The sequence below is a fragment of the Priestia sp. D3YE.R1 genome (assembly GCF_049199565.1).
GTDB classification, from domain to species: Bacteria; Bacillota; Bacilli; order Bacillales; family Bacillaceae_H; genus Priestia; species Priestia aryabhattai.
Map to the genome: position 1 here is coordinate 1,126,081 of NZ_JBLTHW010000001.1, position 26,238 is coordinate 1,152,318.

Here is a 26,238-nt window from a genome sequence, read left to right on the forward strand (position 1 = left end):
AAAATAAAGTATTGCTTTATAAAGAAAGGGAAATTCGTACGATCGGTGTTTCCAATTTCTATCCGGATCGTTTAGTTGATTTAATTCTAAATAATGAAGTTGTTCCGGCTGTAAATCAAGTGGAAAACCATCCGTTCTTTCAACAGAAAGCTGCAAAGGAAGTGATGGAAGAATACGGTGTGCAAATACAAGCATGGGGACCATTTGCAGAAGGTCAGAATAATATCTTCCAAAATGAATTACTTGCCGGTATTGGAGAGAAATATGGAAAAACAGAGTAGCACAAGTTATTTTGCGCTGACATATTCAACGTGGAGTAGTTACCATTCCAAAATCTGTTCATAAAGAACGTATCGCTGAAAACTTTAACATCTGGGATTTTACGTTAAGTAATGAAGACATGGCAGCAATTACTGCTATGGACAGTGGGAAAAGTGAAATCATTGATCATTTTATCGCCGATACGGCTAAGACTTTAAATGGATGGAAGGTTCATAAATAATGAAATACTTGCATCACCTAAGCAGTGAGATTTTTGATAGTAATCTACTTAAAACAGTCATAAAATTGACTGTTTTTATTATTGGAAAATGTAAAATAACGGTTACTTTTTTCTTAAACTTATTACAAAAAATCAAACGAAATTGATCCATTTCTATCAATTGCGGCAGAAACTGTTAAATTTTATCTAAAAAAGTGATATTCTTACAGTGATTCAATCAATATACTTTCAAAGCTATTTGTGGATTTAGTTTTTACAGTATAAAAAATATTGAGAACCATGATTACTGTATCACTCTGAGACTAAGGATGAGCAATGTATGAACAAACTTACAATACCAGCCATATTAGTTATCTTCGCTTTATGGGTCTTATTACAATTGGCTTTAGACGGTAATATCTTTAAAAACTCGCTAAATTATTTTATCTTAATTACCGTTTTCTTTTTATTTATCAAGCAAGCAAAAGAAAAATAGCCGAGAATGATCGCTGCTGAGTAGTCTATAGTTATAGGCTACTTTTTCTTTTGGTACATTAAAAATAATTCTATCTACAAGCTCCTTTTAAAAAGAAGGTTGAAACTTTCTTTTTAAAAAACACTTTATTTAATTATTATCAATCTAGGTTTAAAACTTCATTACGAGTGTAAAAATGGTTAAAATTCAAAAAAATATTAAACAGTACCTTGCAATAAACAATAGCTGGTGATATATTGTAATTATTAGGAAGTTATTATAAATCAGTACTATACAATAAACAGTAGTGGGCTGTGGAAAGAAAAGGGTGAAGAACAGTGAACGTACAATTTAAAAAAGGAGTTTTAGAGCTTTGTGTCCTTGTGTTACTTGATAAGAAAGACCGCTATGGATATGAATTAGTTCAAAAAATCTCTGATCAAATTGAAATATCAGAAGGGTCGGTATATCCTCTTCTGCGCCGGTTAACAAAAGAAGAATATTTTACAACGTATTTAAAGGAATCTACAGAAGGTCCTTCAAGGAAATATTATCAGCTTACCGATAAAGGCAGGGAGTATTTATACGAACTTATCGATGAATGGAATGAGTTTTCAAGAGGTGTTAATCAATTAATTAAAGAAGGTGTGAACAATGTCGAAGAGTAAATTTTTACAGCAATTAAATGAATCCTTAAAACCATTGTCCTCAAAAGAACGGGCAGATATTTTACAAGATTATGAAGAACATTTTTCGATTGGCTTAGAAGAAGGAAAAACAGAAGAAGAAATTGTAACATCGCTAGGTTCTCCGAATCAAATAGCTAAAGAATTGCTGGCAGACTATCACGTTGAGCAAGCAACAGCTAAGGCAACAACTCAAAATATTTTGAGAGCTACTTGGGCCGTAATTGGTTTAGCTTTTTTTAATGTAGTAATTGTGCTTGGGCCTGCCGTTGCATTAGCTGGCTTTATTCTGTCAGCTTGGGCAATAGGTATATGTTTCTTGCTATCTCCTATTCTAGTTCTTGGTGAGGCTATTGTACATTTGAGCGGCTTTTTTCTCTTTAATTTATTTATGTCTTTAGCATTTTGCGGCCTTGGATATTTTATTATGTTAGGTATGTTAGTTGTAACGAAGCTAGTTATAAAAGGCTTTGTACGTTATCTAAAATACAATGTATCACTTGTGAAAGGCGGTTTAAAACGTGTTGAATAAAAAGAAACTCTCCGTTCTTGCGGGCATTCTCATCATCGTGGGTATTATAGGAAGTCTCCTTACTTATCGTGCGATTGATCCTGAACCTATTTCAAAAGAAAAAGTCATTAACAGCAATCAAGTATCAAAGGTAAACATCGATACGGATAATACTCGTGTTCATGTGTACCCTATCAAAGGCAGTGATATCAAAGTAACGTTAAAAGGCGAAACATCTTCTAATATAAAAAAAGACTTCACTACTGATGTTAAAAATTCAACACTTTTCATCTCTTATAATGAACAGCAGCGCAGCTGGATCAATTTTGATATTGTTAGTGTATTAAAGCCGCTATCTATCAACGTTTATCTGCCTGAAAAGCAGTATAATTCATTGGGGGTTTCCAGTAGCAATGGATATGTGTCTGTTAAAAAATTACGCGCAGAAGATGTCTCCATTCGCGCGAACAATGGACGTGTAGAATTAGAGAACATTGATTCAAAAAACCTGAACACCAGCGTACACAATGGACTTACAAGCATAAAGAATGCTGCAGCAAAAACGATTCAAACGAAAGCAAATAACGGGAAAATTACGCTGAGTAACGTGGAAGGCAGTTTAAAAGGTGAAACCCATAACGGAAGCATCGCTCTTGAAACAGCAGAACTTGATCGAAATATAGACTTTAAAACGCACAATGGAAAGATTAAGATTACAACGAAAAAAGAACCGAGTAACGTTCAATTTAACGTTTCTGTCGACAACGGAAAAGTAGATATCTTGAATAAATATGATAGGGACTCTGTTATTGGGGAAGGAAAGAATATCATTAAACTAGCTACTCATAATGGCAGTATTTCAGTAGTAAAGTAACTATTTATTATAACTAAATTAAAAAGGTTTCACTCACTGAACGTTGATGAGTGGAACCTTTTTTCGTTTAGTTTATGCGCCTGTAGTAATGGTAACTGATAATGAGCTGTATACAATCCTCTCTCGGTTAACGCGTTTTTTAGTAGGGGAGGTCTACAAAAAATATATCTTCTTTTATCTTTTCTTCAAAAAAGGAATATTTCTTTAAATAAAACGATACTATTTTCTGATACAACCTATCTATCTCCCCAGCAGGAATGTTCTTCGCTATACCTATTAACCACTATCAGAAAGGAGCAAAAATAAATGAAACGAAATGTTGCCTACGGTTTGTTACTAACAGTATCTTTAGTATTTGCGTTTTTTTTAATTGTTGATTGGCGCCAATACGAAAATGGGTTAGAACATGCTATTGAACCTGCTGATAAGAACTATGAAAACAGCGAAAACTATGTTTCTGACGAACGTATGATAAATGTAATTGTAAAGCTAACGGAAGAAAGTCCTGCAACATTTGGAACGAGATTAAAAAGTGCGCAAAGAATAGATGAGAAACGTGTCCATGTGAATACCAATAAGCTAGAGGGCATTATCGAGCTAAAAGATATAGAAGGTAAGACCTTGGTATGGCGTGTGCTAGACGCCACATCCCATCATTTAATTATAGAAAGCAAGAACTGGGGAAATGAATAAGGGACCTGCTGATGTTTTTTCTTATAAAAACAGGCTGAGACAAAACTATGCTAGTGGTGTCTCAGCCTGTTATACTTTTGTTACCAATTGTTCTTAAAGCACCAAAATAGAAGAGGAAAGATATTTTTAATTAATACTCATTAAAATATTCTTGAATCTTTTTAGGGTCCTTTGTTTTCGTTAAAGCAAGCATTAAAAGAATACGGGCTTTTTGTGGGTTTAGCGAATCAGAGGTAACAAACGTATCTTTATCATCTGACTTTTCATGTGTCACAACTCCGCTTCCTACCCGGCTAGATCTAACAATAACTACGCCTTTTTTTACCGCATCTCTAGCACCTGTTAGAGCAGCATCGGAGAGCAGTCCATTTCCTGCTCCTGCAACGACTATTCCTTTTGCTCCAGCTTTTACGGCTGTATCATAAAAATTCCTAGAATCGTTTTGATACCCGTATATGATGTCTACTTGAGGAAGCTTATCTAATTTTGATACATCGAATATTGATTGTGTTGTATGCTTGCGAGTTGGTTTGTTATAAAATATTACCTTATCTCCAGCTATTTCTCCTACATATCCCTGTTCGTGAGATTTAAACGTATCCACTGCCGTTGTATGTGTTTTTGTTATATAACGAGCTGCGCCAATTCGATCGTTAAGCGCTACTAAAACGCCGATATTTCGTGCGTCTTTTGTAGAAGCAATTTTTACTGCATTATACAAGTTTAGCGGTCCATCTGCACTTATAGCGGTAGCTGGTCTCATTGAACCAACTACAACCACAGGTTTGTCACTCTTTACTACTAGGTTTAGAAAATAAGCCGTTTCCTCCATCGTATCAGATCCGTGCGTCACGACAATTCCATCAACATCCTTAGAAGCTAATAGTGTATTAATTCGCTTCGCTAGCTTTAACAAAATGCTGTTATCTATATTTTGACTTCCTATATTTACGACTTGTTCTCCGCTTACATTCGCTATTTTTTTTAACTGAGGAACAGCTTTGATAATTGTTTTAATGTTAAGAGCTCCTGATTCATATCCTGTTGTGTCTGTGCTGCTTTCAGAAGAGCCTGCAATCGTACCTCCAGTGGCCAAAATCTTTATATTGGGCTGTTCTTCTTTCACTGAATGTTTTACAGTCATTTTAGAATCATTTACCGATGCATTGACCAATGATAAAGGTCCCAAAAATAAGATAACGCTTGATAAAAAAGTGAGGCCTATTATTTTTTTCAGTTTCATCTTTGTTTAGCTCCTTTTGTTGAAAATACATGTAATGGTATTATTGATGATTTAAATTTAAAATATCCAATCATTTGTCCACACGAAGAATAAATAGATAAATGAATTATTTTTATAAGATACTTTACTATTTGTTTACTATCAAACGGATTATAAGAACGGGAAACCCTTAATAAAAAATGTGCAAACCATTTAAATATGTTAAGATTGATTCTATCATTTACATAACTTATAGAAGAAGCTCGTCAAAAAGAAGCCTTTGCTATGATTAGCAAAGGCTTCTTTTTGGCGAGAATTATGATGAATATGACTAGCTTAAAAGAAATGCACCGAATACTGCTTTTTTTATTTCTACCTGTCAATATTAGGAGTCCTAAAAGCTAACTCACAGTAGAAGATAAATCAAATACATTTTTAAAGCCATCACTAAAGAAATAGATGCCCTTCTTAATTTCCACCTTTAGGAAGGGTACGTCTATTTATGATATAACCTACATAAAAAAATGCTTAGTACTTTAACTCAATATCACTCACGCAAAAGCTTATTTACTGCATCTTTTAACTTTCCATAAGTTTTCAATTTGCTCATATCTATTCCTAATTGAACGGCAGTTAAGGCTATTTCCGGACGGATACCTGTGATGGTTGTATCAATTCCAAGTAGGTCCAACATCTTTATAACTTGAAATAATTCATTGGTCATCATAGTATCAATCGAAGGTGCACCTGATAAGTCAATAATTAAGCAAGACAGATCAAGTTCTTTTGCTTGCAGCATAACTTTCTTCGCAAAATCACTATTCTTATAATCATCAACCTGACCAATGAGAGGCAGCACGCCCACTGTATCGGAAATGCTAATAACAGGCGTACTAAGCTCAGAAATTAGCATTTTTTGAGCTTGAGACTGTGCTTCTGAAACTTGTCCATAATAAAGGGTGAAAAGTTCTATCATCCGATCAAATGCTTCATTCACTATTTTATTCCATGAAAAAAGCTCTTCGCATGTAATGCTAGATGAATGAAGGTGAAAAAATGATTCAATCCGTTTAAAAAAGATTAAACGAAACTTTTTAAAATGATGAATACTATGATACAGAGAATCGCCTCTCTGAGCCCTTTTTGTGGCAACTTCCTGTGCCCAATCACTAAGAGTATCCAATGACTCTCCTATAAGAACTTTTACAATTTTACAAGTAAAGTATCGATTTTGTACTCGAAGATATTCGGTTGTTTCGGAGGAAGCATCAGCGGTGTAGATCGAATCCTTTTCTACTTCCCGCGAGTCTAGCCATTCTTGAGACATTTCATCAATATGTTCTAGTAAAAAGTCATGTAGTTTTTCTGTCATTTCATGCATAACATGTTCTCCTTTACTGTTATCTAACGTTCCGTTTCCCGGTTTATTTATATGAAAAACTTCCACTTATTTACGTATGTAGGTTTTAACAGCTGGCTTCATGCTGAAGAGATTTCTTTTAAGGAACGATCAAATAAAACAAGTTAATTTCATCCCAATTAAAACATTATAGATAAACAAGGCCGATGTATAGCTGAGACGAGATTCATCAATATGCTAGAGCATTTAAATTAAAACATAGGCTGATGTTAAGTGGACTGGTGGATGTTCGTTTTATTTAAAAAAGCTACTCGTTTGAGTAGCTTTTTTTAAAACATATACTTAAAGGAATATAAGGAATTACGATTCCTGTGTTCTTAGTGTGCTCACAAACTTAAGTTTTCCTATTTACTTCTTCCCTTTTGCGAACATTCTATTTATGATCACGATGTTCGCCGTATAAAGATTTATCATAAACAGAGTCACCTTTCGCAAAAGGAGAATCTTCTCTATTTTCTAAGAACGGGTTTGTTTTTGTTTCTCTATTGGTTCTTACTAATAACAATACTTTTCCTTTTTGCAAATCATCTGCATAAGGTCCTGCTTCTGTAAGAGGAACGCCTAAGTTAATTAAACGCTTTTCTACTCTTGCTTTATCCCTAAGAGTGTCTTTAGGGTGATCGGACGAAAACATATGCTTAATTTTATCCATAATCGACTCATCTTGATGAATTTGATCCGTGGTTTCAATCTTCTTTATGTCAATTCCTTCTTTGTTTTCTACTTCTAAATAGTTCTCTTCATCGATATCTTTGCTGGTAACCAGAGAGAGGTCACTCTCTTGAAATCCTTGTGTTTTTAGATGTTGAATAGCCGTTACGATCGCTTCTTCATTATCATATGTGCCTATCACATTTTTTGTCATGAGTAGTTCCTCCTTCTAGTATAGAAAATGGTTTATATAAATGAATTCATTTATGCTACTTGTAATACCCTAGAGTATTTTTCTGAAACATTTAAAAAATTAGATAATTTCTGTTTAAATGGAAATGAGCTGGGAATATAGTTGACAAGCCAAAAAAATTTAAGGAGGAATTCAACATGGCAAAAAATAAAGAAAATGAAAAAATGAGCAGAGAAGAAGCTGGACGAAAAGGTGGAGAAACTACGTCTAAAAATCATGATAAAGAGTTTTTCCAAGAGATTGGAGAAAAGGGTGGAAAAGCCACATCTAAGAATCAAAACAAAGAGTTTTTCAGAGAAATAGGTGAAAAAGGCGGAAAAGCCAGCAATAAAAATTCGAACAGTTAAAAAGCTAGAAAAACAGCCTGCGCAGGCGGTAAATTACACGATTAAACTCTTTAAATATATACGATCATAAGGAGGAATTGAGACATGACAAAAAAATTAGCTATGCACGAGACGCTAGAAGTTCATGAAATCTTAACGCTTAAAACGTCGTGTGTAACAAAAGGCACAGCAATGCTGGAATTGGTAGAGGACGAAAAATTAAAAAAGATTTTGGAAGAAGATGTCCAAACGTCTACTGAAGCAATTAATGAATTGAAAAAAATCTTAAAGAAAGCTCAATAAACAGGAGGGATTTAGGAATGGCTGCTAAAAGTACGCTTAATAAAACATTAGACGATCTTGCTATTGCAACTGATTTGTTATTATCAGCGAAAAACGGTGTGCGAACATATGCTGTAGCTCTTACCGAAACAGCAACACCAGAAGTACGCAAAGTATTAAAAAAACAATTAGACGAAGCTATTGAGCTTCATGAAAAGATCGCTCAATATATGATTGATAATGAAATGTATCATGCTTATGATGTTGAAGAGCAAGTAAATCACGATTTAAAAAAGGCAAATAAAGCGTTAGAATTAGCAAAAGGTTAAAATCAATATTGGTAGATATATAAATAAAAAAGAGAGAGTCTAATTCAAATAGACCCTCTCTTTTTTATTTGTATAAGATTTGGGACTCAAGACTTTTTGAATGGAGGTTATAAAATAATATAAGTTCACATAGCGAAGGCTGTGTTCCTCATTAAGTATGAACTCTCAATAAATGGAAATCCTAGTAACGCTACTATTAAAATATTGAGTGGAGGTCTTAATGTGACTCATAATGAACGCAAGGGAGAACAGCTTCCGCAGGAGCCTGAACCATACTGGAGAGATTTTATTGATTTGCCGGAGTTTCCTGTTCTAGATAATGACATAGAGGTAGATGTTGTGGTGGTAGGAGGCGGGATTACAGGCCTTACTTCTGCTTATCTTTTAGTCAACGAAGGTCTAAAGGTAGCCGTTTTAGAAGCAGGAAGACTATTGAATGGCACAACGGGACATACGACAGCAAAAGTTACTGCCCAGCACGATTTGATCTACGATGAGTTTATTCGGAATTTTGGCAGAAGCAAGGCAAGGTTATACTATGAGGCTAATACAGATGCCTTGAACTTTATTAAGCAAACAGTTGAAGATCATCAAATTGATTGTGATTTTCTCATGCAAGATGCCTACATATATGCTACTACTGATGAGTATGCTGCAAAACTTGAAAAAGAGGCAGAAGCTTATAAAGAACTTAATATTAATGGTGAATTGGTTGATCATATTCCTTTTAACATAGAAATTAAAAAAGCCCTTGTGATGACAGACCAGGCACAGTTCCATCCCATTAAATATCTAGTTCACCTCGTTCAAGCTATTAAACAAAAAGGCGGACTTATTTTTGAACATACAACGGCAGTGAATATTGAATCTGGAGATAAGCAAACAGTTCTTACACGAGAAGGTATACGTGTTACAGGCAGCTACGTTCTTTCTTGCTCGCATTTTCCTTTTTATGAAGGGCTGGGACTTTATTCTGCCAGAATGCACGCTGACCGCTCCTATATCCTTGCTGTTAAAGGCAAAGAACCTTATCCAGGTGGAATGTATATTAGCGCTGATCAACCGACACGTTCCTTGCGCTCTGCAGTCATTAACGGTGAGGAAATGATTCTTGTGGCGGGAGAAAGCCATCAAACCGGTCAAGGAAAAGATACAATGGAACATTATAAAGCGCTAAAGAATTTTGGTGAACAAGTTTTCGACATAGAAAATACTGTGTATCGCTGGTCAGCACAAGATTTAGTCACGCTTGATAAACTTCCTTACATTGGAGAACTTACCTCTAGTCAACCTAATATACTCGTCGCTACTGGTTATAGAAAATGGGGAATGACAAATGGAACAGCAGCGGCACTCTTATTCAGAGACATAATTCTAGGCAAAAAGAACGCTTACCAACATTTGTATTCGCCATCGCGTTTTTACGCAAACCCCAGCTTGAAAAATTTTTTAGTAGAAAATGCTGATGTTGTAAGCCATCTTATCAAAGGGAAACTTGAAATCTCTGATGTAAGAGCCGAAGATCTATCTAATGATGAAGGGGCGGTAATCACGGTTAGAGGCCATCGAAAGGGAGCCTATAAAGATCAAGAAGGAAAAATCCACATTGTAGATACAACCTGTACTCACATTGGCTGCGAAGTCGAATGGAACAGCGGAGAACGGTCCTGGGATTGCCCTTGCCACGGATCTAGATTTTCTTATACAGGAGAAGTTATAGAAGGTCCAGCGGAAAAGCCCCTGCAGAAATATGATTACACCATGCTCGATAATTTTACCTCAGAGGATTCTGGCTATTAAAGACTTTCTTCCTGTATAAAAATTATTTAAATCGACAAGCTAGTACCGCGAGCCCTCAGTTGGAGTTGAAATTCCGTACTGCAGGGTTCTTTTACTGCTTTCCTATATGCATGATAACCATGAACTATAATTTCTTGTATGTAACTCCCCTATAATCTAACTCCTTATATAATATAGTAAATATGACATGCTTTTTTCCATTTTTAACTTACATCTATTATATGTTTTTATTCCTCACAATCAGCAGAAACTCATACAAAATAAACATTTTTCTGCCAGTTATAATAAAAAGCCTGTGAACAAAAAATTGTTCATTTTTCCCAAACATTTTTCTTCAAGGAACAGACAATTATAAACAAGTACGTTCTATCTATTTTAAGGAGGTTTTTAAGAATGACTAAAAACAATCAACGTTATAAGCAAAAAGATGCTCAGCTTCTTGGAGGGAATATTACTGATACTGAATTAGGACAAGAACTGGGGAGCATTCATCAAGCAATTTCGCAGCTAAGTCAAAATTTTTCTCAGTTGCAAAATTCTCAACAAGGTGCTCAAACAAGCCAAGCATCAAATCCATTAATGCAGCAGATGCAAATGTTTAGCTCTCAGGCTCAACAGCAGATGCAGCAAACAGACCAACAAGTTCAACAAAATATTCAACAAGCGATTCAATCTATGAACCAAGCTCTTCAAGGCATTCAAGCTAATCAAGTTATGCAGCAAATGAATCAAGCTATTCAGCAAGGTCAACAGCAACAAAATCAACAACAATCGTCGAACCAAAATCAACAAATTTAATAATGAATTACCTGCAAATTTGCAGGTGAAGGTGTAGTGATTTTTGTAAAATAGGGGTTTAAATTTACTTTTTGATTAGAACCCCTATTTTTACAGGAATTGAGTATTTGGCCTGTAGGTTTTGAGTGTAATCATGCTGAAAAGTAATAAAAAAAGACCTCATTACCATTGAAGTCTTTCTTTTCTTGAAAGATGAACGTTAGTATCTATTAAAGAGTTAGAATTGAAACAATTCCATAATTTTAAGTTTTCCGTAAATCCTGTTTTTATACGCTCTTGCTTTCATAGCTACTAGTAGAGAAAAATGAGTTAACTTTCTTTGTTAATTACTATGTATGTTTCGAGAAGAATTGGAAAAGTATAAAGAAGTACGTTTTATCTATTTTAAGGAGGGTTTTACATGACTCAAAATAATCAACAGCAAGATCAGCAACAAAAACAAAAAGAGGCTCAGTTACTTGGAACTAAAATTACAGATGTTGAGCTAGGACAAGAATTGGGGAGCATTCGCCAAGAAATTTCGCAATTAAGCCAAAACTTGTCTCAACTGCAAAACATTCAGCAAATGTCTCAGCAGGGATCACAACAGAATTCTCAAAGCAGCCAAGGCTCTAACTCTTTAATGCAGCAAATGCAATCATTTAGTTCTCAGGCTCAGCAGCAGATGCAGCAAACAGATCAACAAATTCAACAAAATATTCAACAGGCAATTCAATCAATGAATCAGGCTCTTCAAGGTATCCAAGCGAATCAGACTATGCAGAAGATGAACCAAGCTGTCCAACAAGCTCAACAACCGTTTGGATCACAAGGTTTTCAAGCATCCGGAAGCCAAAATCAACAAAACCAACAAAACCAACATTCGCATGAACAACAAAATCAAATTCAATTGTAATCTTAGAGAGCACGCATTTGGGAATTTTTAATTAAAGCAATTTCATATACTTTTTTGCTCTTTTAATGTAGTGAACCTCCATGAAGCCAAAGGTCATGGGGGTTTTCGTAATTCTCCGTATTCTTGATATCTTAGTATTTCATACGCTTCACTTTTTATGCAGATGACTATTTCTTACTCCTTTTAAACTATATAAGACGCCATAAAGCTTCCATTGGGAAATAGCATTTATCAAGAACAGCTGCTGACTTTATTCAGTAGCTGTTCTTGTTTTTTTATGTATACTGGCATATTGAAAGCGATCTTCTGTAATGAATTTTATCAGAATCAACACGTTAAAATACATATTATCTGGGCATATTGCAAATATTTAAGGTATTACATAATGTTGAAAGGAAAAATGAATGAAAGATAAAGAATCCATTTATGATACCTATTTTGAAAAGCAGAAAGAGCTGAATGATGAAAAACTTCATATTTGGTTAGACTACACATTATTTAGTTGGAGATGGTGGCTAGGAGTAGCACTTATACTGCTATTGATTGGGATTTGGATAAAATTCAGAAAAAAAGAAAGCACGGATCGTTTAGTATATACCGGTCTCTTTGTAGCTATCTTTTCTTCATTTCTTGATATGATTGGAGACTTTTTAGGGCTGTGGGATTACCGATATGAAGTATTTCCATTAACTTCTAACTACTTGCCGTGGGACTTGTTTTTATTACCCATTTCCATGGTGTTTTTTATACAAGTAAAACCTAAAATTAATCCTGTAATCAAAGCACTGATTTATTCAGCAGTAGCTGCTTTTATTGGCCTTCCACTACTTCATTGGATTGGTATTTATAAACCGCTGCACTGGAGGTACATTTATTCCTTTCCTATTCTAATTGTTATTTACTTAGCTGCATCTTACATAGCTTCTAGAAGAAAGTTTGAAAAACTATAGGTAGAAATAGTAAGACTAATGTTCAATAATTAGGGCAAGCTACTCAACATGCCATAGAGCATCAGCTAACGACTATTGTTAATTCTACTTATAAAGAAAGACTATCTCTTTGGAGTGGGAAGAGATGGTCTTTTTTTATTTTTGAAAATAAAGACATCTTAAAAACGGGGGATAGCATGTACTAATTTTATAATTCAAATTATTTTTTTTTAGTAATTAACGAAGTAGTCATTCCTCCTATAAAAATTGTTGAACATGAAAAAAGAAACGTTTTAGGTCCTAATAAAGGAAGAGCTGCTGTTATAATCAAACCGTCTATACTTAAAATAACCATCCCTATGTTCAAAGAAAAAGCTTTTGATAGTAGTTGAGCTAGTAAATCTGTTCCTCCAGTGCTTGTCTCATACCGAAGCATAAGACCAACCCCCGTCCCAATAAATATCCCTCCAAAGATTACACTAGGAAAGACAGAAAATTGGAACTGGTTTTTAATAGGTTCTAGCCAATCAATCAATAAAGAAGAAATAATTAGCCCATAAAAACTATTATAAAAATAATGACGCTCATAAATCCAAGCAAACCAACATAGTGGGAGACCTAAAATAATTATCGTTACACCTGTAGGGAATTCAAAATAATAATGAAGGATGAGAGCAATTCCAATTGTTCCTCCATCTAATAAATAATGAGGAACTAAAAATCCATTAATTCCTATACTTAATAATAAGCTTCCTACAAAAACAATCAGTATTTTTTGGAAAATAATAATCACCTTTTTAGTCAATTTATCTCTTACTATATTTATATGTTTTTACTACCTCTTATGAATTTTTTTTCTTTTTATGTAAATGAATAAAGATTTATCTCTTGAGCAAACTACGAAAGGCACCGTGAGAGCATCATAAAATAGCTCTCCACTCCTTAGGATGAAATAAAAAGCCACTAATTAGAGGAGAAATCCCTAATTAGTGGCTTTTTATTTTTAAACTGTTTAGACCTTTACTGATTGTTTTAAACGTAGATAATTTACGAAGTGATAAAGTTCATACAACTTTTTGGCTGTAAAGTTTAAGTGAGGAATTCGGAGAAAGAAAAGTAAGTTTCATAAGTCAGTGTTATCAACTTGTTTTATTTCTTTCAACGAAGAAAAATTTCTAGGGAGTCAGAGACCCAGTCTAGTACGTCCCCATAGATACAACCAAGATGTTCAAATACCTTCTTTCTTGATTTCAGTAAATTGGCTATCTTTATATCACAACTGTTGGGAAATTGGAAAACTTAATGTATTAGACGAAAAATCTATTGCTCTACTATTGCCACTTAATTACCAATCAAAAAAAGCTTTCAACGAAATCATTGTAGCGGCGTAGACAAGAGATGAGATTAAGAAGGTTGGCAAGTGCGCGTGTTTTTCAAAAGGTAGTTCTTTACTGATAACGTTAAATAACATTGCACCTGAACTAAATGCAATCATCGACTCAATAAGCAGGCCGGATGAGGGCCCGAAGACGCCCATGATTGATCCAAGAAAAGTTGCCCCGGCAAGCATATAGCGACCTCTGTTTTTGTGCAAACGATGATGTTTTTTTCCTAGATGGTAGGACCACCCAATAAAGTGAAGGCTGATCGCCAATCCATAGAATAGTGATTCAACTCGCTTGACATCGGTTGAGAACACAACATAAGAAATGATAAAAGAATAAACCATAAAAAAACTCGCCTGTACCATATAAACGGTCAGTTCCGTTAGGTGTGAGGCTGCCTTTGTCTGAGCGAATGAATAAACGGAAAAATAGACGAGTAAGCCGAGAAGGCCAAGAAAATATAGTTCAGTATCAAGGGCCAGCGATCCTCCAAACTCTTCTTGTTTTTTATGAAGCGTCGGTAAGATATAAATAAACACATAAGCAATAGCAACACCACCTGATAATGAGAGCAGCTTTTGCTCCCCGATTGGAGAACGTTCGACAATCGTTAATGCGTATAGTTGAATGAGGATAAATACAATGCCTATTATAATTGATTCAATTGTAACCATGATTGTCTCCTTTTAAGGTTGAATTTTAGAGTTTAGTTCCCTTTAAAAGAAAAAGAGAAACCATACTTTGGATGGATACTTCTTAAAAAGGCACATTCATTAAGGGGATATCGTACCTTAATTATTTTCTGGAAATGTATTATCTCCATACTAAATGAGATGAAAAAGGTTATAAAAACTCTATTTAAGATTTAAATAAACGAAGCAAGCTCCTAATGATAGGAAGTTTGCTTTTCTGTTTCTTTAAATATTCCTGCGGGCCAACTAACACTCTTTTTCCAAAAGTTTTGGATTTATTTACATGCATGATACGAATCTAGCAATTTTATCTGTTTTACTAGACACTCCATATTGATTATCCTATTTTTCTTAGTTATAATATTGTTGTTACATTTGTAATAATAATGTAATATTATTGTAACTTATATACAGTTTTATAGTGTTATATAAGTTGGTTGCTAATTTGAAAACTAAAAAAGTTGTTTATGGATAAACTCTTAGGTGTTGTGGTAACAGCCATAAGGGTAAAAGCTTGAATAAAAAGGTGAGGAAAATGTTGAAAAAAATATTTATTTTAGTTGTTTTAGGATATATATTCTTGAGCAGTAAGTACTTTCTTCAAAATTATGTGTATGCGGGCGCATATGAGCAACATATAACGGTTCAAGAGGACTTGCTGTCTAGTCTTCTTTCAGAAAAAGCTGTTTTTTAACGGTTTTTATGAAGTTACGTAAGAGAAAAAGAGAGAATTCTGTATGAAGAATCAAGCGATAAATAAGTTGATGTTTCTCGTTCTAATAAGTTTATACATTGTTTGGACGAAAACGAAATAGAGAAAAAATATTTGATTGAGAAAAGAACGCTGAGGGAGTAAGAATAAAATGAAGAACTATCTAGATGTGGAAGAAGGAAAAAATGGCTGGAAGCGTTATTTAAGCACCACGATACTAGCTTCTGCGTTCATGGTACTAGGGTCAATTATTTATATTATAGCTGACATGGTTATGGTGGCAGCAGATGAAAGTGGAAAGTCATACTTTGATTTCGATAGTGGAGTTGCTGTAGGAATCAATGCTAATCTTGATTTTCTATTATCACATATTGTGTACATATGTTGGATTTTTGGTTTGTGGATTGGAATTCGTTTTATTCATAAAAGAAAAATGAAATCATTAATCACTGCTAACAAACGTGTGAATTGGAAGAAAGTAATATGGTCTTTTGGAGCTTTTAGTTTTTTACTAATCGTTTCACAATTAATTGATGTCGTGTTTAACCACTCGGATTATTCATGGAATCATGTAAGTTTAAAAGAGTATGCCCTGTTAGTACTGATCACGCTTTTACTAGTGCCTATTCAAACAACAACGGAGGAACTGTTCTTTAGGGGGCTTCTTCTCCAATGGGTGAGCAAGAAAGTGAAACGCCCTATTTTACTTGCGATTATCGTTGGATTAATGTTTTCTATAGGACATTTTGCTAATCCTGAAATGAATAAATCCATTATATTGGTGGGACTAGATTATATTGTAGCTGGTTTTGCTCTTACATATATCGCGATTAAAACAAAAAGCTTAGAAATTACGATTGGAGCACATGCAGCCAATAATATGTTTATAGCTCTGTTCCTTACAACGGACGATTCTGTTTTCGGATCTATACCAAGTTTGTTTAAGGTAGCTAATACCGAACCAGGCCCTAATCTCATTTGGTCGATTATCACCTTTAGTGTTTTCTATATCTTATGTAGAGGGAAGATAAAAAAGGAAGAAGCAGCTAACAAAGATCAGCTTATTGCTTAAATTAGCGGAACCAATAACTAAATAAGATGGGAGATGTAACATAGTGAGTGGAAATCACGATGAAAAGAAACCGTTGACTCGTGCAGAAATGAAGCGAGGCCACTTAGCTACTCAACATCGTATTTTAAATGTACTTATCGTTCTTGCATCAATTGCTGCAGTGTATCTAGCTATAAAAACAATACTTTAAAAGAGCAACCGTTATGGTTGCTTTTTTTATTCCTACAGTACCTTAACTAAGAATGTATACAAATTAAGATATAAAATATAGAAAAAATGTTATTATATAGATATTATTTTTAAAATAAAATGATGTATGGGGGATATCAGCTAATATGTTTTTTTTATTATAGGATTTATAGCCGTCTTTATCACTTTATGTTCGTTAGAAGCTAAGCTAAGAACGATAGTGAAACAAAATGATAGATTAATTAAATTACTTGAAAAAAAGAACAGATACTAATAGAAAATCATCTGATAGTATATTTGGGTGCTTTTTTACCGTGTAGGAGGATTTAAATTGAAAAGGAAGTTTTTGTTTTTAGGACTTATATCTATTTTTTTATTAGTATTAGGTAGCTGTGGTAGCAAAGAAGAAAATGTGCGTTTCGAAGGTGAAGGAGATCATTGGAAAGCTTTATATCTTTTAAATAAAGGCGAGAATACTGAAAATGGGCAAGGCAGTATCATCTATAAAGGAAAAGATAAGGAGAAATTAGGAAAAGTTTCTTACGTTGTTGAAGGGGAAATAAGCAAATTATCAGGTGCGGATGACGAGACAGAAGGGAAAATTAATTTAAATGGGAGCTGCAGTGGATGTGCGACTCAAAGCAGCAACGCTCCTTTTCATGTGACAATAAAATGGAATGGTAAAGAAGATAAATTTGATTTAACACCAAAGTAGAACGATAAAACGTTGTATGTATGTGAAACTACAAATCTGGCTACATTAATAACGTATTTTCCCTATTCTAATAAAGTTAAAAATCCTTTGCCTACATCAGGGAAAGATTGTTTTTTATAAATCTTGCTTTTATTGGTTGTTTATCTAAATAAAGGGGAATTACATATAGTAAGAGCACACAAAGGGGATAAATATTAGTGACAAATTATAGGTACTATACGGGATCCCTGTTCGTCAGGGAATTAGAACGTTTAAAAGAAGAATATATTAAACTTGATCTCGACGATATGAAAAGAATGGTTGAAGAAGATATTTTACTGTTAGAAAAAGCGGTGAATATGCTGTCTATGAATACCATTTCTTAAATTAAGCAACTTACTCAAGATGCAATAAAGCATTATCTAATGACTACTTTTAATTCAATTTAAAAAAAAGCTACCTCTTTTGACTGGGAGAGGTGGTCTTTTTCAATTTCCAGACTGGATAGAGCATACTAAGTAGAAAAAAGCGTTTGAAAGCATTTTATAACATTTCCTAGTTTCTAAGAAATGTTGCCCAAACAAAAAAGGACATTTCTTCTATGCCCTGTTCCCTCGTATCAGCCCCGCCTACGCTAAATACTATGACAGCCACTCATGCCATCCAACCTATACTTAGTATAAACGAAAGCGTTTACAAAGTAAAGATATTAATGAAATATTCTGTCTATTATTTTTATTATATTAAACTTGTCTATTTTGAATAATTTCAAATATGATAGGCGAAATTTTTAATGTCTAGAGATTAACTCACTCATTAATCTGTTTAAAGCAATGTGTAATATATCATGTTCTGTATACTCTTGTTCAAAGGCTAGACTTCTTTTTTCTTTTTTTCTTAACAACTTTCTAATTTCATCACATAAGTAAATTTGAGAATCCAAAAGCTTTATTTCTTTTATATCTTTTGTTTGTTTAGACATGAAATCAACTCCTTTATCACTCTTTAAGAAACTATTCTATCTTAAAAAGTAAAAATCCTTCTTCTATTACATCGGATTAACGTAATAGGCTTTATCAGAAGGAACAACCTTAGATTAGAGAAAAATTGATTCTGTTTTTTGAGAAACAATGTGTCAACAATGCTACAAAAGGATTCTTTTTCTGTTTAAATATTTCTTAAGGTGCAAATCCTTAAAAAACAACTTCCTTTAATTATAATTAATGGTAAAATAATCAATAAAAAGGAGATTAAAATGTATTCACCATAGGAAGCCTTATTGGCTAGTTCTCTTTATTTTGTATTCATTATTCTATCTTTTATAATTAGTTTCTTTGTTGGAAGGATACTTATCATAAAATCTCATAGATCAGTAGGGGAAGTTCAGGCAACCTCTCTTTTTATTCATTTCGTTTTGTTTTGTTTGGAACCAACTTTAGATATTGACGGTGGTGGAGACACTCGGTGTCTATTCTTAACATCTTTGAATTTTTAGCCACTACTTTCATAAGCGTTCTTATCTTTATAATCAGCGATATTTATGGAATCAAGTATGGAGTGGATTATAGCTTGTGGTTAACTTTTTTAGAAGGAGTAGATAAATAAATGAGTACAAAAAGAATACACCTTACGCCTTTTGAAACAACTCACATTCAATACTTACATAAATGGTTAAATGATGAACGTGCAATACAAATGATAGGCAGGACACCTTTAACTTATGAAGAGGTAGTACAAGAAGTAGAAAAGAAAAGAATGAACAACGATTTAATTTTGGGAATTGAAAGCGATGAAAAAGAAGTAGTTGGATGGGTATTTCTGAAGGATATAGACTATGCACATGGAAGAGGTAGTATAGGGATTCTTTTATCTTCAGAATCTAGGGGGCACGGGTATGGTCGAATGGCTATGGAGCAAATGATTGATCTAGGGTTTAAACAGCTTCGTCTAAATAAAATCTATTTAACAACAAGAGGAATAAACGAACAGGCGATTGAATTATATAAAAAAATTGGTTTTGTTACCGAAGGGAAATTAAGAAATCATGCCTATGTGGAGGGGAAGTACGTAGATACATATTTTATGGGTATACTGGCTTCAGAATGGAACAAGTAAACTTACTTTTTTAGCATAAAAAGCTAAATTTATCGGCTGTCCTGAAATAAAAAAACTAGTACTTCTTAAGATAAGTATTTAATTTTAGACAATGGGAGGAGTATAAATGAAATTCTATAACTATTATTGTTCTACTCAAATTGAGGTAGGGATGGGGAAAGCTAGAGAATTACCAGAAATGCTAACATCTTTAAAAATTGGTTCATCAATTTTAGTCGTGAGTGATCCAGGTGTGGTTCATGCGGGACTAGTTTCACCTATTAAAGCTGCGCTGGAGAATTCCGGTTACCGAGTGCTTTTATTCGACTCGATTGAACAAAACCCTCGAGATACAAATTGTTTAGCAGGTGCTAAATTATTTCGTGAATTTGGTGCAGATGTAGTTGTTGCCGTTGGCGGCGGAAGTGCAATGGATACAGGAAAAGCTATTGCACTGTGCGGTCCAAACGGCGGGGAACCATCTGACTATGCAGACGGCCGACTCCTATATACAAACATTGCACCAGTCATTTGTATCCCGACTACTTCAGGTACGGGCTCAGAAGTTACTCGTTCTGCCGTTATTACGGAAGCATCTACACACCGAAAGATGACCCTCAAACATAGTACATTAAGACCTGTTTTGGCGATTCTTGATCCTGAACTAACATTAAGTCTTCCGCCTTCTGTTACTGCTGCTACTGGTATTGATGCACTCGTTCATGCGATTGAAGGTTATACGTGCAAAGTAACAAATCCTATTTCGCAAGCACTTGGGGCTCAAGCAATGAGAACCATTGTTTCGGCATTGCCTATCGTTTTCCTCGATGGTAAAAATGAAGCCGCTCGTCAAGATATGCTGGAAGGAAGTCTCTTAGCTGGCCTTTGTTTTGGATCTGCAGATGTTGCTTCAGTACACTGCTTAGCAGAAGCGCTTGGAGGACTTTATGATACCCCGCATGGAGTTGCCAACGCAGTATTTTTACCATATGTATTAAGGTTCAATTCCATGGAGAACAAGCAGCTGCATGCTACATTAGCAAGGTATATGAACTTTGCTAAGGATTCAGATTCTGATGAAATAGCTGTTGAAAAATTAATTCAAGGGATTATAGAATTAACAGAATCATTAAACATTCCTAAATTGAAAGATTTAGAGGGTGTAAAGAAAGAAGACTTTCCGCGCATTGTAAGGTTGGCCATGCAAAACAACTCAACATCAAGTAACGTCCGTTTAATTACGGAGGCTGATTATATGCAAATTCTTGAACAAGCTTACTTTGACCGTGTAGATAGAAATTGGGATTCTGGAGTGGAGAGCTTGAATTAAAAGATAAAGATTAAATACTGGCTTCCAATTGTCAGGCTGTGTCTAACGATTGGGGGCCAGTTTATAAACAGTATCTTCATGGCATTGTTTCTACGCTCTGAAAAGAATCAATATCACAGTTAAGAAAGCAGACCTTAGCCTGCTTTTCTATGTGTAAGCCATATATTTATAGTTCACATAACGTTATTTATCAGCACAGAAAAGACCTTCTAACAAAAGAAGGTCTTTTTGTTTAACCAAAGAAATGAAAATAATATTCTTTTTTCATTTCTTTCACTTCTTTATGTGTTAATCAGCAAAAGTACTCCAGAAATCAGGATAATAATACATACTAACTTTTTAATAAGTGTACGTGGCAGATGCTCAAACCATCGAAGTCCTAATTTAGTCCCAATCAATATAACAAATAGGCTAGGTAGTAAATAGAGCCAAAAAGAAGGATTATAATCTCCGTTTATTCCATGCAAAGTTAAAGTAAAACCGTTTGTAATAATAAAAGAAGCTTGGAGATTTGCATTGTATTCATTTTTTTCTTTATAACGCATTAGAAAATAAAAAGTAAAAAATGGTCCCCCAACCGCAAATACTCCTCCAATAAAACCACCTATTAAACCGATAAATACGGTGAAAGGAACTTTTTTATAAAGAGGTGATGAAGTTGTTTTCTCTTTTGTAGTTAGCAGATAAATAACCATTGCAATAAGAATGAAACCAAGTATTTTTTTTACCCAGTCCATATCTCCATATGTATTTAGAAAATAAAATGAACATACACGACCAGTCAAAGCTCCTATTAAAATAATAGTTATGTTTCTCCAATTAATTAATTTAAAAAAACGAAATAAAATCGTAAGCGAAATCACAACGGTCAAAGCTAAAACCAATAGTGTACTGTCTTTTAAAGTCAGAAAAAGAGGCAAAAAACCCATTGAGAATAATCCAAAACCGAATCCACTTGCTCCTTGAATAAAGCTCCCTATGAATAAAATAGACAAAATAAGAATTAATTCTTCTAACATATCTATGCTTTCCCCTTATTGGTTAATCATTGAGATATACTAATTTTATTCTTTAGAACATCAAGTAATGTTTCTTATTTATTTCTGGCAAAAGGTTCTTATTTGTATACTGTTTTTCTAAATATATATGATCTGTCAACCTAGTCAATATAATCATTTTTTCCCAAATGATTACATTTATAGCGAATGATCAGTTATCAATAAAGCTAAAATTAATTTCCTCAAATTCACAAGGGATAGTTCCAACACTAGGTAGAAGAGGGGTTAATACATATTAGTTTTATTTCCTGGGCAAACTATCCAAGATGGATGAATCATCACTTTATGAATACCCTTCAAAAAACAGAAAAATCACTGATTAAGCCCAGTGGTTTTTCTGTTTTAAAGGTGTATATCTTATCCACCTTTACTTATCATAATGTGATTTACAGGTACAAATAAATCGTTCATAACTTTAAAAAAGTAATAAATATTGATTTGGAATATATATTAAATGAAGAAAAGGCATAAGAAAGTATAAACAAAAATAACATTTATATCTAGGTTGTTAAAAAAACTTATCCTTAATGAGCATTGTTTAGTTAAAAGGAGGGATTTTATATGGGTAATAATCAATCAAATGATTTAGAACAGGTATTAGAGAACAATCCAGCTGAAGCCGAATTAGATAAATCTGAGAAAGAGTTTACAATAAAGCCTTCTGATCCTTATCCGCACAAGTATTATACCGGAGACATTTCTATGGCTTCTAATACTGTGCCACGAAACGAGAAAGAATAGAAAAGTTTCTTTTGATATCCTGAACCATCTTAGTTATGATAACAAAGATTATATACATTTTTTTCTTATAGAAATATCTTACTCCATAGAGGATAATATCTTATAAGGTATTTCTCACTCCATATATTAAGCCCTTGAAATTTATTTCGAGGGCTTTTTTGCTGCATCTTCATCATTATAGGTTAGAAATATGAATAAAGTTCTTCTTTTATTAAAGGATATCCTGAATCGCCAATTTCAATTTATGCAACAGGAATATAATACAGCTGTAGAATGTTTCAAAACAGGACAAAACCCTTCAACACCTACACAGAGTTATAAAAAGAATCAAGGCAATGACTTTGTATATGGACGTAAGCCTTCTCAGTCTAAGAAATCATTCCAATCTGCGTCAGAAATGACAGATGAATGTATTTCTAGCCTTATGCTCGGTGCTGTAAAAGCATCGGCACCTATGAAACCGATGGCGACTCTTGAAACAACCACTCCTGTTGTAAGCCGTGTGTTAGCTGATGCTGTTCCAAATTGCATTGAGATGGCGTATGAAATTTCTCTCTATCAAAACAAGCACCATTATTACCAAGTACCACAGCTTGCTCAACAAGGTATGCAGCAAATGGTAAATGCATTTGAACCTGCTCAAGGTAAACCGCAAATGCCAAATAATAATACCACTCATTAATATAAAAGAAGTAATTATAACGTAAGAGTGATTCATTTTATAGTGCTGGAAACTTGATATTTCGAATCTTCACCGAATGAAGAAGAAGTAATAGTGCTCAAGCATTTCAAAGCTATCCTTTTTGTAAAATAATCAAAAGGATAGCTTTTCTTATAAAATCAGATATATTTCTCCGTTTAAATCGTTCACAAATATAAAGAGTAAAATTGGCACCTATTTATAATGAGATGACGTAGGGTCACACGATGGTTTTGCAGTATTCGTTGATTGCGCTAACTTAGTTAAATAGTAGCATTCTTCCCTCATCATATGATCGGCCATTAAAGCAGAAAATGTACTAAGCATTTCGTTTGATAGTTCTAATTCTTCGATCTCATGAAGAAATACTTGAAATAACTCTATTTCTAACTTAACGTCTTTGTTCATTTTCTTTAATGCTGGAAAGGATTCAAGGTTCGTTCTTAAATAACCAGTTAATTCTACGGCCTTCAGATAAAAATGTTCAAAATGGGTGGAAAATTGCATACTCTTTTGTTTTAGTTGCTTTTCTACTGCATCAAGACTATCGGAAATAGCTCCAGCATGTCCCGCAGCATCTAATATCCATAATAAATGATGGTGAAGCTCGTGAAAGATGGGTGGAATTTGTTGTTGTCCTAAGTAGCTAAGAATTAATAAATACTCATCCAGCTCATTGACCATATGGTTTAGAAAAGTAGGTGTAAGGTGAATCGTAAAGTCAGTTGTTAAGTGCTTTCTTAATAAGGAAAGTTTAAATTCTTTGAGTGCTATTGTTTGAGCTTTGGCTTTCATTGTAATGCTTTCCAGGTTGTTATGCTCTGCTTTAACTTCTTCTAACAAACTATTAAAAGTTTGGATGAAAGTTTTAGCCATCTGTATTTCTTCTTGCTCTTTTTCAGCCAAGGCATCTAAGATAAATTGGGAATGGTCTTTCAAAATTTGAATCCAAAATGTATGTTCAAAAATTGCATTTTGAGTAAAGCTACTATTCATTGTTTTCCTCCTTTAATAAGATCGTCACTGTCCATACATATTAAAGAAAACCTATTTATATTAATATATAAGAGAAAATCTAGCACATTTAAGGTGAATGTTTTATCAAAACCAAAATACATTTTATAAAAAACAGTTATATTTCATTTTTTATTTCCGATTATAAGAGTAAAGTAGAAAAAGATTCTCTCATCCTCATTGCTTCAAGTGGACAATACGCTAAAGGAAAAGCCTACTGATTCATTCCGTATCAGTAGGCTTTCTAATTTATAATCATTTAAGCAAACTAGATCACCACTATAACTACCTTTCAACAAACAGAAGAACCGCTGATTAAGCTCAGTAGTTTTTTCTGTTTGTTATGTATTTTATAATAGTTAAAAAACACTTATAGAAAGGGTTTTTTGCTTTGGTTTATAAATGAGATCTATTTAAAACAAATCCTGTAATTAACTCATTAAACTGAGTCCACTGTTTGGTAGGCAGTTGGTGACCTTGATTGGGTAAAACAAAGAATTCAGCATGCTTACACTTATTTTTATACTCTTTCATATAGTGAGCAGTCCAATCCTTTTTTCCACCATATATAAACAATAAAGGCATCGTTAAGCAATGAAGCTTGTCTACACAGTTATAGTGTAATGAGTGATTATAATACTGATACCAGGATTCCTGGTCTGATTTTCTCATGTAACTAACTAGATTCTTTCTTAATGTTTTGTCTCGAGTATGACTTATAGCAAGGCTTGTTATTAGCATATTCGGATGTTCTTTTACCATATACATTCCTGTTTTATGTAATAGCCGTCCAGGTACATCTCTTACTATAGGGTAAGCTCCTGAAAGTATTAATAATTCAATTCGATGGCGATAATGAATAGCTAGCTCTTGAGCAATTAGACAACCAGCAGAGTAACCACATATAATCACCTTGTCTAGATGCAGCGAATCCATAAAACGTACTAACTCGTTTGCATAAAAAGAAATTGATACAGGCTGTTTAGGTTTTGAGCTTCTTCCATGACCACTTAAATCTGGAAAGATGACTCTCATATGTTTGGATAACGCGTGTTGATAGTGGAATACTTTATATCCAAGTCCAGGGGGATGAATAAAGATGACAGGAGCGCCTTGTCCATACTCTTCATAATACAGATAGTGATTAGTGTTTGTTTCAATAAAAGTCATTATTTTTCACTCCAAAAAAATGTATGAAATATATCATATAAAGAGAAAAACTTCCCCAGTCTGCCTAAGGGAAGCTCTTTTCATAGGTTGCTTATAGTACACAATGAGAAATTGAGAGTGAACACCTCTCCATTTATTCAATAGTTTGATCAAGTTTCCGTGCTTTATTCATTGTTAAGTGTATTTGTTGTCTTATTTCTAATAATTGTGAGTATCCTGACTAAATTTATATATTATATACAGTTTAAAAATAGAAAAAGACCATCTCCTTCCAGTCAATAAAAGAAGAACTAGAGAAAAGAAGCCTTGAATTAACCGCGACTACTCTAGTAGGAGATCTTACTTCATCTAGTAAAACAGAGGAGCTCATTGCTTTACTAGATGATATGTCTGAACTTCAGCTTCGGTTTGAAAGCGCTAAATATGTCGTTTTAATTGATGATTGTTATACGAATCTTTTTTCTGGCGAATTGATTAGACTTCAGTTCTTAAATGAGGTAGAATCGAGCAAATTTATAAAAAATATTATAAAGATACGTGACCATGTCAGAACAAACTACAGTCTAGGGGTAGTTTTCCATCCACATGCCCAAAGTCATGTAGAAACAGAAGAACAAATTGAAAAGCTGTTAAATGATACCGATATTAACCTTTGTTTAGACACAGGCCATCATGCATATGCAGATGGAGATCCAGTTGCTTTTATGCACAAACATTATCAGCCAATCCCTTACCTTACCTTCACCTGAAAAGCTGTGATTT

Annotated in this window: 29 protein-coding genes and 3 pseudogenes; 23 read left to right on the forward strand and 9 right to left on the reverse strand. The window is 33.9% G+C overall.

What is annotated here, in order from left to right; genetic code table 11:
* Positions 1 to 14: 14 nt before the first annotated feature.
* The 6 genes and pseudogenes from ACOZIR_RS05765 to ACOZIR_RS05790 all read left to right on the forward strand — a co-directional run.
* Positions 15 to 502, forward strand: a pseudogene (locus ACOZIR_RS05765) (aldo/keto reductase); the annotation flags it as partial.
* Positions 503 to 821: 319 nt separating this feature from the next.
* Positions 822 to 977: a hypothetical protein gene (locus tag ACOZIR_RS05770; protein ID WP_045293432.1), complete on the forward strand. Its 156-nt coding sequence runs from the start codon at positions 822 to 824 to the stop codon at positions 975 to 977.
* Between the two features lie 317 nt (positions 978 to 1,294).
* Entirely contained in the window at positions 1,295 to 1,624 is a 330-nt protein-coding gene (locus ACOZIR_RS05775) for a PadR family transcriptional regulator (protein WP_033580026.1), read from the forward strand.
* The gene (locus ACOZIR_RS05780) at positions 1,611 to 2,174 is read left to right on the forward strand and encodes an HAAS signaling domain-containing protein (RefSeq protein WP_045293558.1); all 564 of its coding nucleotides are present in this window, start codon (positions 1,611 to 1,613) and stop codon (positions 2,172 to 2,174) included. The genes ACOZIR_RS05775 and ACOZIR_RS05780 overlap by 14 nt, the downstream gene beginning before the upstream one ends.
* Positions 2,164 to 3,027 carry a DUF4097 family beta strand repeat-containing protein gene (locus ACOZIR_RS05785; protein ID WP_045293435.1) on the forward strand — a complete coding sequence of 288 codons (864 nt, stop codon included), beginning with the start codon at positions 2,164 to 2,166 and terminating at the stop codon, positions 3,025 to 3,027. Before ACOZIR_RS05780 ends, ACOZIR_RS05785 begins: the two co-directional genes overlap by 11 nt.
* A 306-nt stretch (positions 3,028 to 3,333) precedes the next feature.
* Complete coding sequence (locus tag ACOZIR_RS05790) at positions 3,334 to 3,720, forward strand: hypothetical protein (RefSeq protein WP_045293437.1); 387 nt, start codon at positions 3,334 to 3,336, stop codon at positions 3,718 to 3,720.
* 130 nt (positions 3,721 to 3,850) lie between these two features.
* Here ACOZIR_RS05790 and ACOZIR_RS05795 read toward each other — a convergent pair whose 3' ends face one another.
* The 3 genes from ACOZIR_RS05795 to ACOZIR_RS05805 form a co-directional block, all read right to left on the reverse strand.
* On the reverse strand, positions 3,851 to 4,963 hold the full coding sequence (locus ACOZIR_RS05795) for a type II asparaginase (protein ID WP_045293439.1): 1,113 nt from the start codon (positions 4,961 to 4,963) through the stop codon (positions 3,851 to 3,853).
* Positions 4,964 to 5,489: 526 nt separating this feature from the next.
* The gene (locus ACOZIR_RS05800; RefSeq protein ID WP_045293440.1) at positions 5,490 to 6,323 is read right to left on the reverse strand and encodes an STAS domain-containing protein; all 834 of its coding nucleotides are present in this window, start codon (positions 6,321 to 6,323) and stop codon (positions 5,490 to 5,492) included.
* Positions 6,324 to 6,735: 412 nt separating this feature from the next.
* Positions 6,736 to 7,227 carry a general stress protein gene (locus ACOZIR_RS05805; protein WP_237758495.1) on the reverse strand — a complete coding sequence of 164 codons (492 nt, stop codon included), beginning with the start codon at positions 7,225 to 7,227 and terminating at the stop codon, positions 6,736 to 6,738.
* 176 nt (positions 7,228 to 7,403) lie between these two features.
* On the opposite strand from ACOZIR_RS05805, the pseudogene ACOZIR_RS05810 reads away from it, so the two are divergent.
* The 7 genes and pseudogenes from ACOZIR_RS05810 to ACOZIR_RS05840 form a co-directional block, all read left to right on the forward strand.
* Positions 7,404 to 7,601, forward strand: a pseudogene (locus ACOZIR_RS05810) (KGG domain-containing protein); the annotation flags it as partial.
* A 96-nt stretch (positions 7,602 to 7,697) separates the two neighbouring features.
* Positions 7,698 to 7,895: a hypothetical protein gene (locus ACOZIR_RS05815; RefSeq protein ID WP_045293443.1), complete on the forward strand. Its 198-nt coding sequence runs from the start codon at positions 7,698 to 7,700 to the stop codon at positions 7,893 to 7,895.
* A gap of 17 nt (positions 7,896 to 7,912) precedes the next feature.
* Positions 7,913 to 8,203, forward strand: coding sequence for a spore coat protein (locus ACOZIR_RS05820; RefSeq protein ID WP_045293445.1), 291 nt, complete (start codon positions 7,913 to 7,915; stop codon positions 8,201 to 8,203).
* Between the two features lie 222 nt (positions 8,204 to 8,425).
* The gene (locus ACOZIR_RS05825) at positions 8,426 to 10,003 is read left to right on the forward strand and encodes an FAD-dependent oxidoreductase (protein ID WP_045293447.1); all 1,578 of its coding nucleotides are present in this window, start codon (positions 8,426 to 8,428) and stop codon (positions 10,001 to 10,003) included.
* A 393-nt stretch (positions 10,004 to 10,396) separates the two neighbouring features.
* Positions 10,397 to 10,801: a hypothetical protein gene (locus tag ACOZIR_RS05830; protein WP_045293449.1), complete on the forward strand. Its 405-nt coding sequence runs from the start codon at positions 10,397 to 10,399 to the stop codon at positions 10,799 to 10,801.
* 400 nt (positions 10,802 to 11,201) lie between these two features.
* Complete coding sequence (locus tag ACOZIR_RS05835) at positions 11,202 to 11,696, forward strand: hypothetical protein (protein ID WP_310878049.1); 495 nt, start codon at positions 11,202 to 11,204, stop codon at positions 11,694 to 11,696.
* Between the two features lie 404 nt (positions 11,697 to 12,100).
* Positions 12,101 to 12,646, forward strand: a complete 546-nt coding sequence (locus ACOZIR_RS05840) for a CBO0543 family protein (RefSeq protein ID WP_328120490.1) — start codon at positions 12,101 to 12,103, stop codon at positions 12,644 to 12,646.
* 199 nt (positions 12,647 to 12,845) lie between these two features.
* Here ACOZIR_RS05840 and ACOZIR_RS05845 read toward each other — a convergent pair whose 3' ends face one another.
* Positions 12,846 to 13,430 carry a YitT family protein gene (locus ACOZIR_RS05845; protein ID WP_080890204.1) on the reverse strand — a complete coding sequence of 195 codons (585 nt, stop codon included), beginning with the start codon at positions 13,428 to 13,430 and terminating at the stop codon, positions 12,846 to 12,848.
* Positions 13,431 to 13,970: 540 nt separating this feature from the next.
* Positions 13,971 to 14,684 carry a hypothetical protein gene (locus tag ACOZIR_RS05850; protein ID WP_045293454.1) on the reverse strand — a complete coding sequence of 238 codons (714 nt, stop codon included), beginning with the start codon at positions 14,682 to 14,684 and terminating at the stop codon, positions 13,971 to 13,973.
* Positions 14,685 to 15,237: 553 nt separating this feature from the next.
* On the opposite strand from ACOZIR_RS05850, the gene ACOZIR_RS05855 reads away from it, so the two are divergent.
* From ACOZIR_RS05855 to ACOZIR_RS05875, 5 genes are all read left to right on the forward strand, one after another.
* The gene (locus tag ACOZIR_RS05855; protein ID WP_169746676.1) at positions 15,238 to 15,396 is read left to right on the forward strand and encodes a hypothetical protein; all 159 of its coding nucleotides are present in this window, start codon (positions 15,238 to 15,240) and stop codon (positions 15,394 to 15,396) included.
* A gap of 169 nt (positions 15,397 to 15,565) precedes the next feature.
* Positions 15,566 to 16,486 (forward strand): CPBP family intramembrane glutamic endopeptidase, encoded by a 921-nt coding sequence (locus ACOZIR_RS05860; protein WP_328120491.1) that lies wholly within the window; start codon positions 15,566 to 15,568, stop codon positions 16,484 to 16,486.
* A 43-nt stretch (positions 16,487 to 16,529) separates the two neighbouring features.
* Positions 16,530 to 16,676, forward strand: coding sequence for a hypothetical protein (locus ACOZIR_RS05865; protein ID WP_165351634.1), 147 nt, complete (start codon positions 16,530 to 16,532; stop codon positions 16,674 to 16,676).
* 330 nt (positions 16,677 to 17,006) lie between these two features.
* The gene (locus tag ACOZIR_RS05870) at positions 17,007 to 17,390 is read left to right on the forward strand and encodes a hypothetical protein (protein WP_045293457.1); all 384 of its coding nucleotides are present in this window, start codon (positions 17,007 to 17,009) and stop codon (positions 17,388 to 17,390) included.
* Between the two features lie 197 nt (positions 17,391 to 17,587).
* Positions 17,588 to 17,755, forward strand: coding sequence for a hypothetical protein (locus tag ACOZIR_RS05875; RefSeq protein WP_169746677.1), 168 nt, complete (start codon positions 17,588 to 17,590; stop codon positions 17,753 to 17,755).
* Positions 17,756 to 18,159: 404 nt separating this feature from the next.
* Here ACOZIR_RS05875 and ACOZIR_RS05880 read toward each other — a convergent pair whose 3' ends face one another.
* The gene (locus ACOZIR_RS05880; protein WP_013084390.1) at positions 18,160 to 18,351 is read right to left on the reverse strand and encodes a hypothetical protein; all 192 of its coding nucleotides are present in this window, start codon (positions 18,349 to 18,351) and stop codon (positions 18,160 to 18,162) included.
* A gap of 623 nt (positions 18,352 to 18,974) precedes the next feature.
* On the opposite strand from ACOZIR_RS05880, the gene ACOZIR_RS05885 reads away from it, so the two are divergent.
* Both ACOZIR_RS05885 and ACOZIR_RS05890 read left to right on the forward strand, forming a co-directional pair.
* Positions 18,975 to 19,484, forward strand: coding sequence for a GNAT family N-acetyltransferase (locus tag ACOZIR_RS05885; RefSeq protein WP_045293458.1), 510 nt, complete (start codon positions 18,975 to 18,977; stop codon positions 19,482 to 19,484).
* Between the two features lie 106 nt (positions 19,485 to 19,590).
* Positions 19,591 to 20,793, forward strand: a complete 1,203-nt coding sequence (locus tag ACOZIR_RS05890; protein ID WP_310878044.1) for an iron-containing alcohol dehydrogenase — start codon at positions 19,591 to 19,593, stop codon at positions 20,791 to 20,793.
* A gap of 281 nt (positions 20,794 to 21,074) precedes the next feature.
* Here the strand turns inward: ACOZIR_RS05890 and ACOZIR_RS05895 are convergent, their stop codons facing one another.
* Complete coding sequence (locus ACOZIR_RS05895) at positions 21,075 to 21,812, reverse strand: sulfite exporter TauE/SafE family protein (protein WP_328120492.1); 738 nt, start codon at positions 21,810 to 21,812, stop codon at positions 21,075 to 21,077.
* Positions 21,813 to 22,412: 600 nt separating this feature from the next.
* Between ACOZIR_RS05895 and ACOZIR_RS05900 the strand changes: the two genes are divergently transcribed.
* Entirely contained in the window at positions 22,413 to 22,592 is a 180-nt protein-coding gene (locus tag ACOZIR_RS05900; protein ID WP_045293462.1) for a hypothetical protein, read from the forward strand.
* Positions 22,593 to 22,803: 211 nt separating this feature from the next.
* Positions 22,804 to 23,274 (forward strand): annotated as a pseudogene (locus tag ACOZIR_RS05905) (spore coat protein); the annotation flags it as partial.
* 213 nt (positions 23,275 to 23,487) lie between these two features.
* On the opposite strand, the gene ACOZIR_RS05910 reads toward ACOZIR_RS05905, so the two are convergent.
* Both ACOZIR_RS05910 and ACOZIR_RS05915 read right to left on the reverse strand, forming a co-directional pair.
* Positions 23,488 to 24,288 carry a DUF2935 domain-containing protein gene (locus ACOZIR_RS05910; RefSeq protein ID WP_045293464.1) on the reverse strand — a complete coding sequence of 267 codons (801 nt, stop codon included), beginning with the start codon at positions 24,286 to 24,288 and terminating at the stop codon, positions 23,488 to 23,490.
* Positions 24,289 to 24,702: 414 nt separating this feature from the next.
* Positions 24,703 to 25,476 (reverse strand): alpha/beta hydrolase, encoded by a 774-nt coding sequence (locus ACOZIR_RS05915; RefSeq protein WP_340141827.1) that lies wholly within the window; start codon positions 25,474 to 25,476, stop codon positions 24,703 to 24,705.
* Between the two features lie 386 nt (positions 25,477 to 25,862).
* Between ACOZIR_RS05915 and ACOZIR_RS05920 the strand changes: the two genes are divergently transcribed.
* Positions 25,863 to 26,225 (forward strand): sugar phosphate isomerase/epimerase family protein, encoded by a 363-nt coding sequence (locus ACOZIR_RS05920; protein WP_412762004.1) that lies wholly within the window; start codon positions 25,863 to 25,865, stop codon positions 26,223 to 26,225.
* Positions 26,226 to 26,238: the final 13 nt, after the last annotated feature.

Bases quoted from the DNA above. Each gene is read 5' to 3' on its own strand.
- ACOZIR_RS05770 (WP_045293432.1), top strand. From the start codon at position 822: ATGAACAAACTTACAATACCAGCCATATTAGTTATCTTCGCTTTATGG.
- ACOZIR_RS05780 (WP_045293558.1), top strand. From the start codon at position 1,611: ATGTCGAAGAGTAAATTTTTACAGCAATTAAATGAATCCTTAAAACCA.
- ACOZIR_RS05790 (WP_045293437.1), top strand. From the start codon at position 3,334: ATGAAACGAAATGTTGCCTACGGTTTGTTACTAACAGTATCTTTAGTA.
- ACOZIR_RS05795 (WP_045293439.1), bottom strand. From the start codon at position 4,963: ATGAAACTGAAAAAAATAATAGGCCTCACTTTTTTATCAAGCGTTATC.
- ACOZIR_RS05800 (WP_045293440.1), bottom strand. From the start codon at position 6,323: ATGCATGAAATGACAGAAAAACTACATGACTTTTTACTAGAACATATT.
- ACOZIR_RS05805 (WP_237758495.1), bottom strand. From the start codon at position 7,227: ATGACAAAAAATGTGATAGGCACATATGATAATGAAGAAGCGATCGTA.
- ACOZIR_RS05815 (WP_045293443.1), top strand. From the start codon at position 7,698: ATGACAAAAAAATTAGCTATGCACGAGACGCTAGAAGTTCATGAAATC.
- ACOZIR_RS05820 (WP_045293445.1), top strand. From the start codon at position 7,913: ATGGCTGCTAAAAGTACGCTTAATAAAACATTAGACGATCTTGCTATT.
- ACOZIR_RS05830 (WP_045293449.1), top strand. From the start codon at position 10,397: ATGACTAAAAACAATCAACGTTATAAGCAAAAAGATGCTCAGCTTCTT.
- ACOZIR_RS05835 (WP_310878049.1), top strand. From the start codon at position 11,202: ATGACTCAAAATAATCAACAGCAAGATCAGCAACAAAAACAAAAAGAG.
- ACOZIR_RS05840 (WP_328120490.1), top strand. From the start codon at position 12,101: ATGAAAGATAAAGAATCCATTTATGATACCTATTTTGAAAAGCAGAAA.
- ACOZIR_RS05850 (WP_045293454.1), bottom strand. From the start codon at position 14,684: ATGGTTACAATTGAATCAATTATAATAGGCATTGTATTTATCCTCATT.
- ACOZIR_RS05855 (WP_169746676.1), top strand. From the start codon at position 15,238: ATGTTGAAAAAAATATTTATTTTAGTTGTTTTAGGATATATATTCTTG.
- ACOZIR_RS05860 (WP_328120491.1), top strand. From the start codon at position 15,566: ATGAAGAACTATCTAGATGTGGAAGAAGGAAAAAATGGCTGGAAGCGT.
- ACOZIR_RS05880 (WP_013084390.1), bottom strand. From the start codon at position 18,351: ATGTCTAAACAAACAAAAGATATAAAAGAAATAAAGCTTTTGGATTCT.
- ACOZIR_RS05885 (WP_045293458.1), top strand. From the start codon at position 18,975: ATGAGTACAAAAAGAATACACCTTACGCCTTTTGAAACAACTCACATT.
- ACOZIR_RS05890 (WP_310878044.1), top strand. From the start codon at position 19,591: ATGAAATTCTATAACTATTATTGTTCTACTCAAATTGAGGTAGGGATG.
- ACOZIR_RS05895 (WP_328120492.1), bottom strand. From the start codon at position 21,812: ATGTTAGAAGAATTAATTCTTATTTTGTCTATTTTATTCATAGGGAGC.
- ACOZIR_RS05900 (WP_045293462.1), top strand. From the start codon at position 22,413: ATGGGTAATAATCAATCAAATGATTTAGAACAGGTATTAGAGAACAAT.
- ACOZIR_RS05910 (WP_045293464.1), bottom strand. From the start codon at position 24,288: ATGAATAGTAGCTTTACTCAAAATGCAATTTTTGAACATACATTTTGG.
- ACOZIR_RS05915 (WP_340141827.1), bottom strand. From the start codon at position 25,476: ATGACTTTTATTGAAACAAACACTAATCACTATCTGTATTATGAAGAG.
- ACOZIR_RS05920 (WP_412762004.1), top strand. From the start codon at position 25,863: ATGTCTGAACTTCAGCTTCGGTTTGAAAGCGCTAAATATGTCGTTTTA.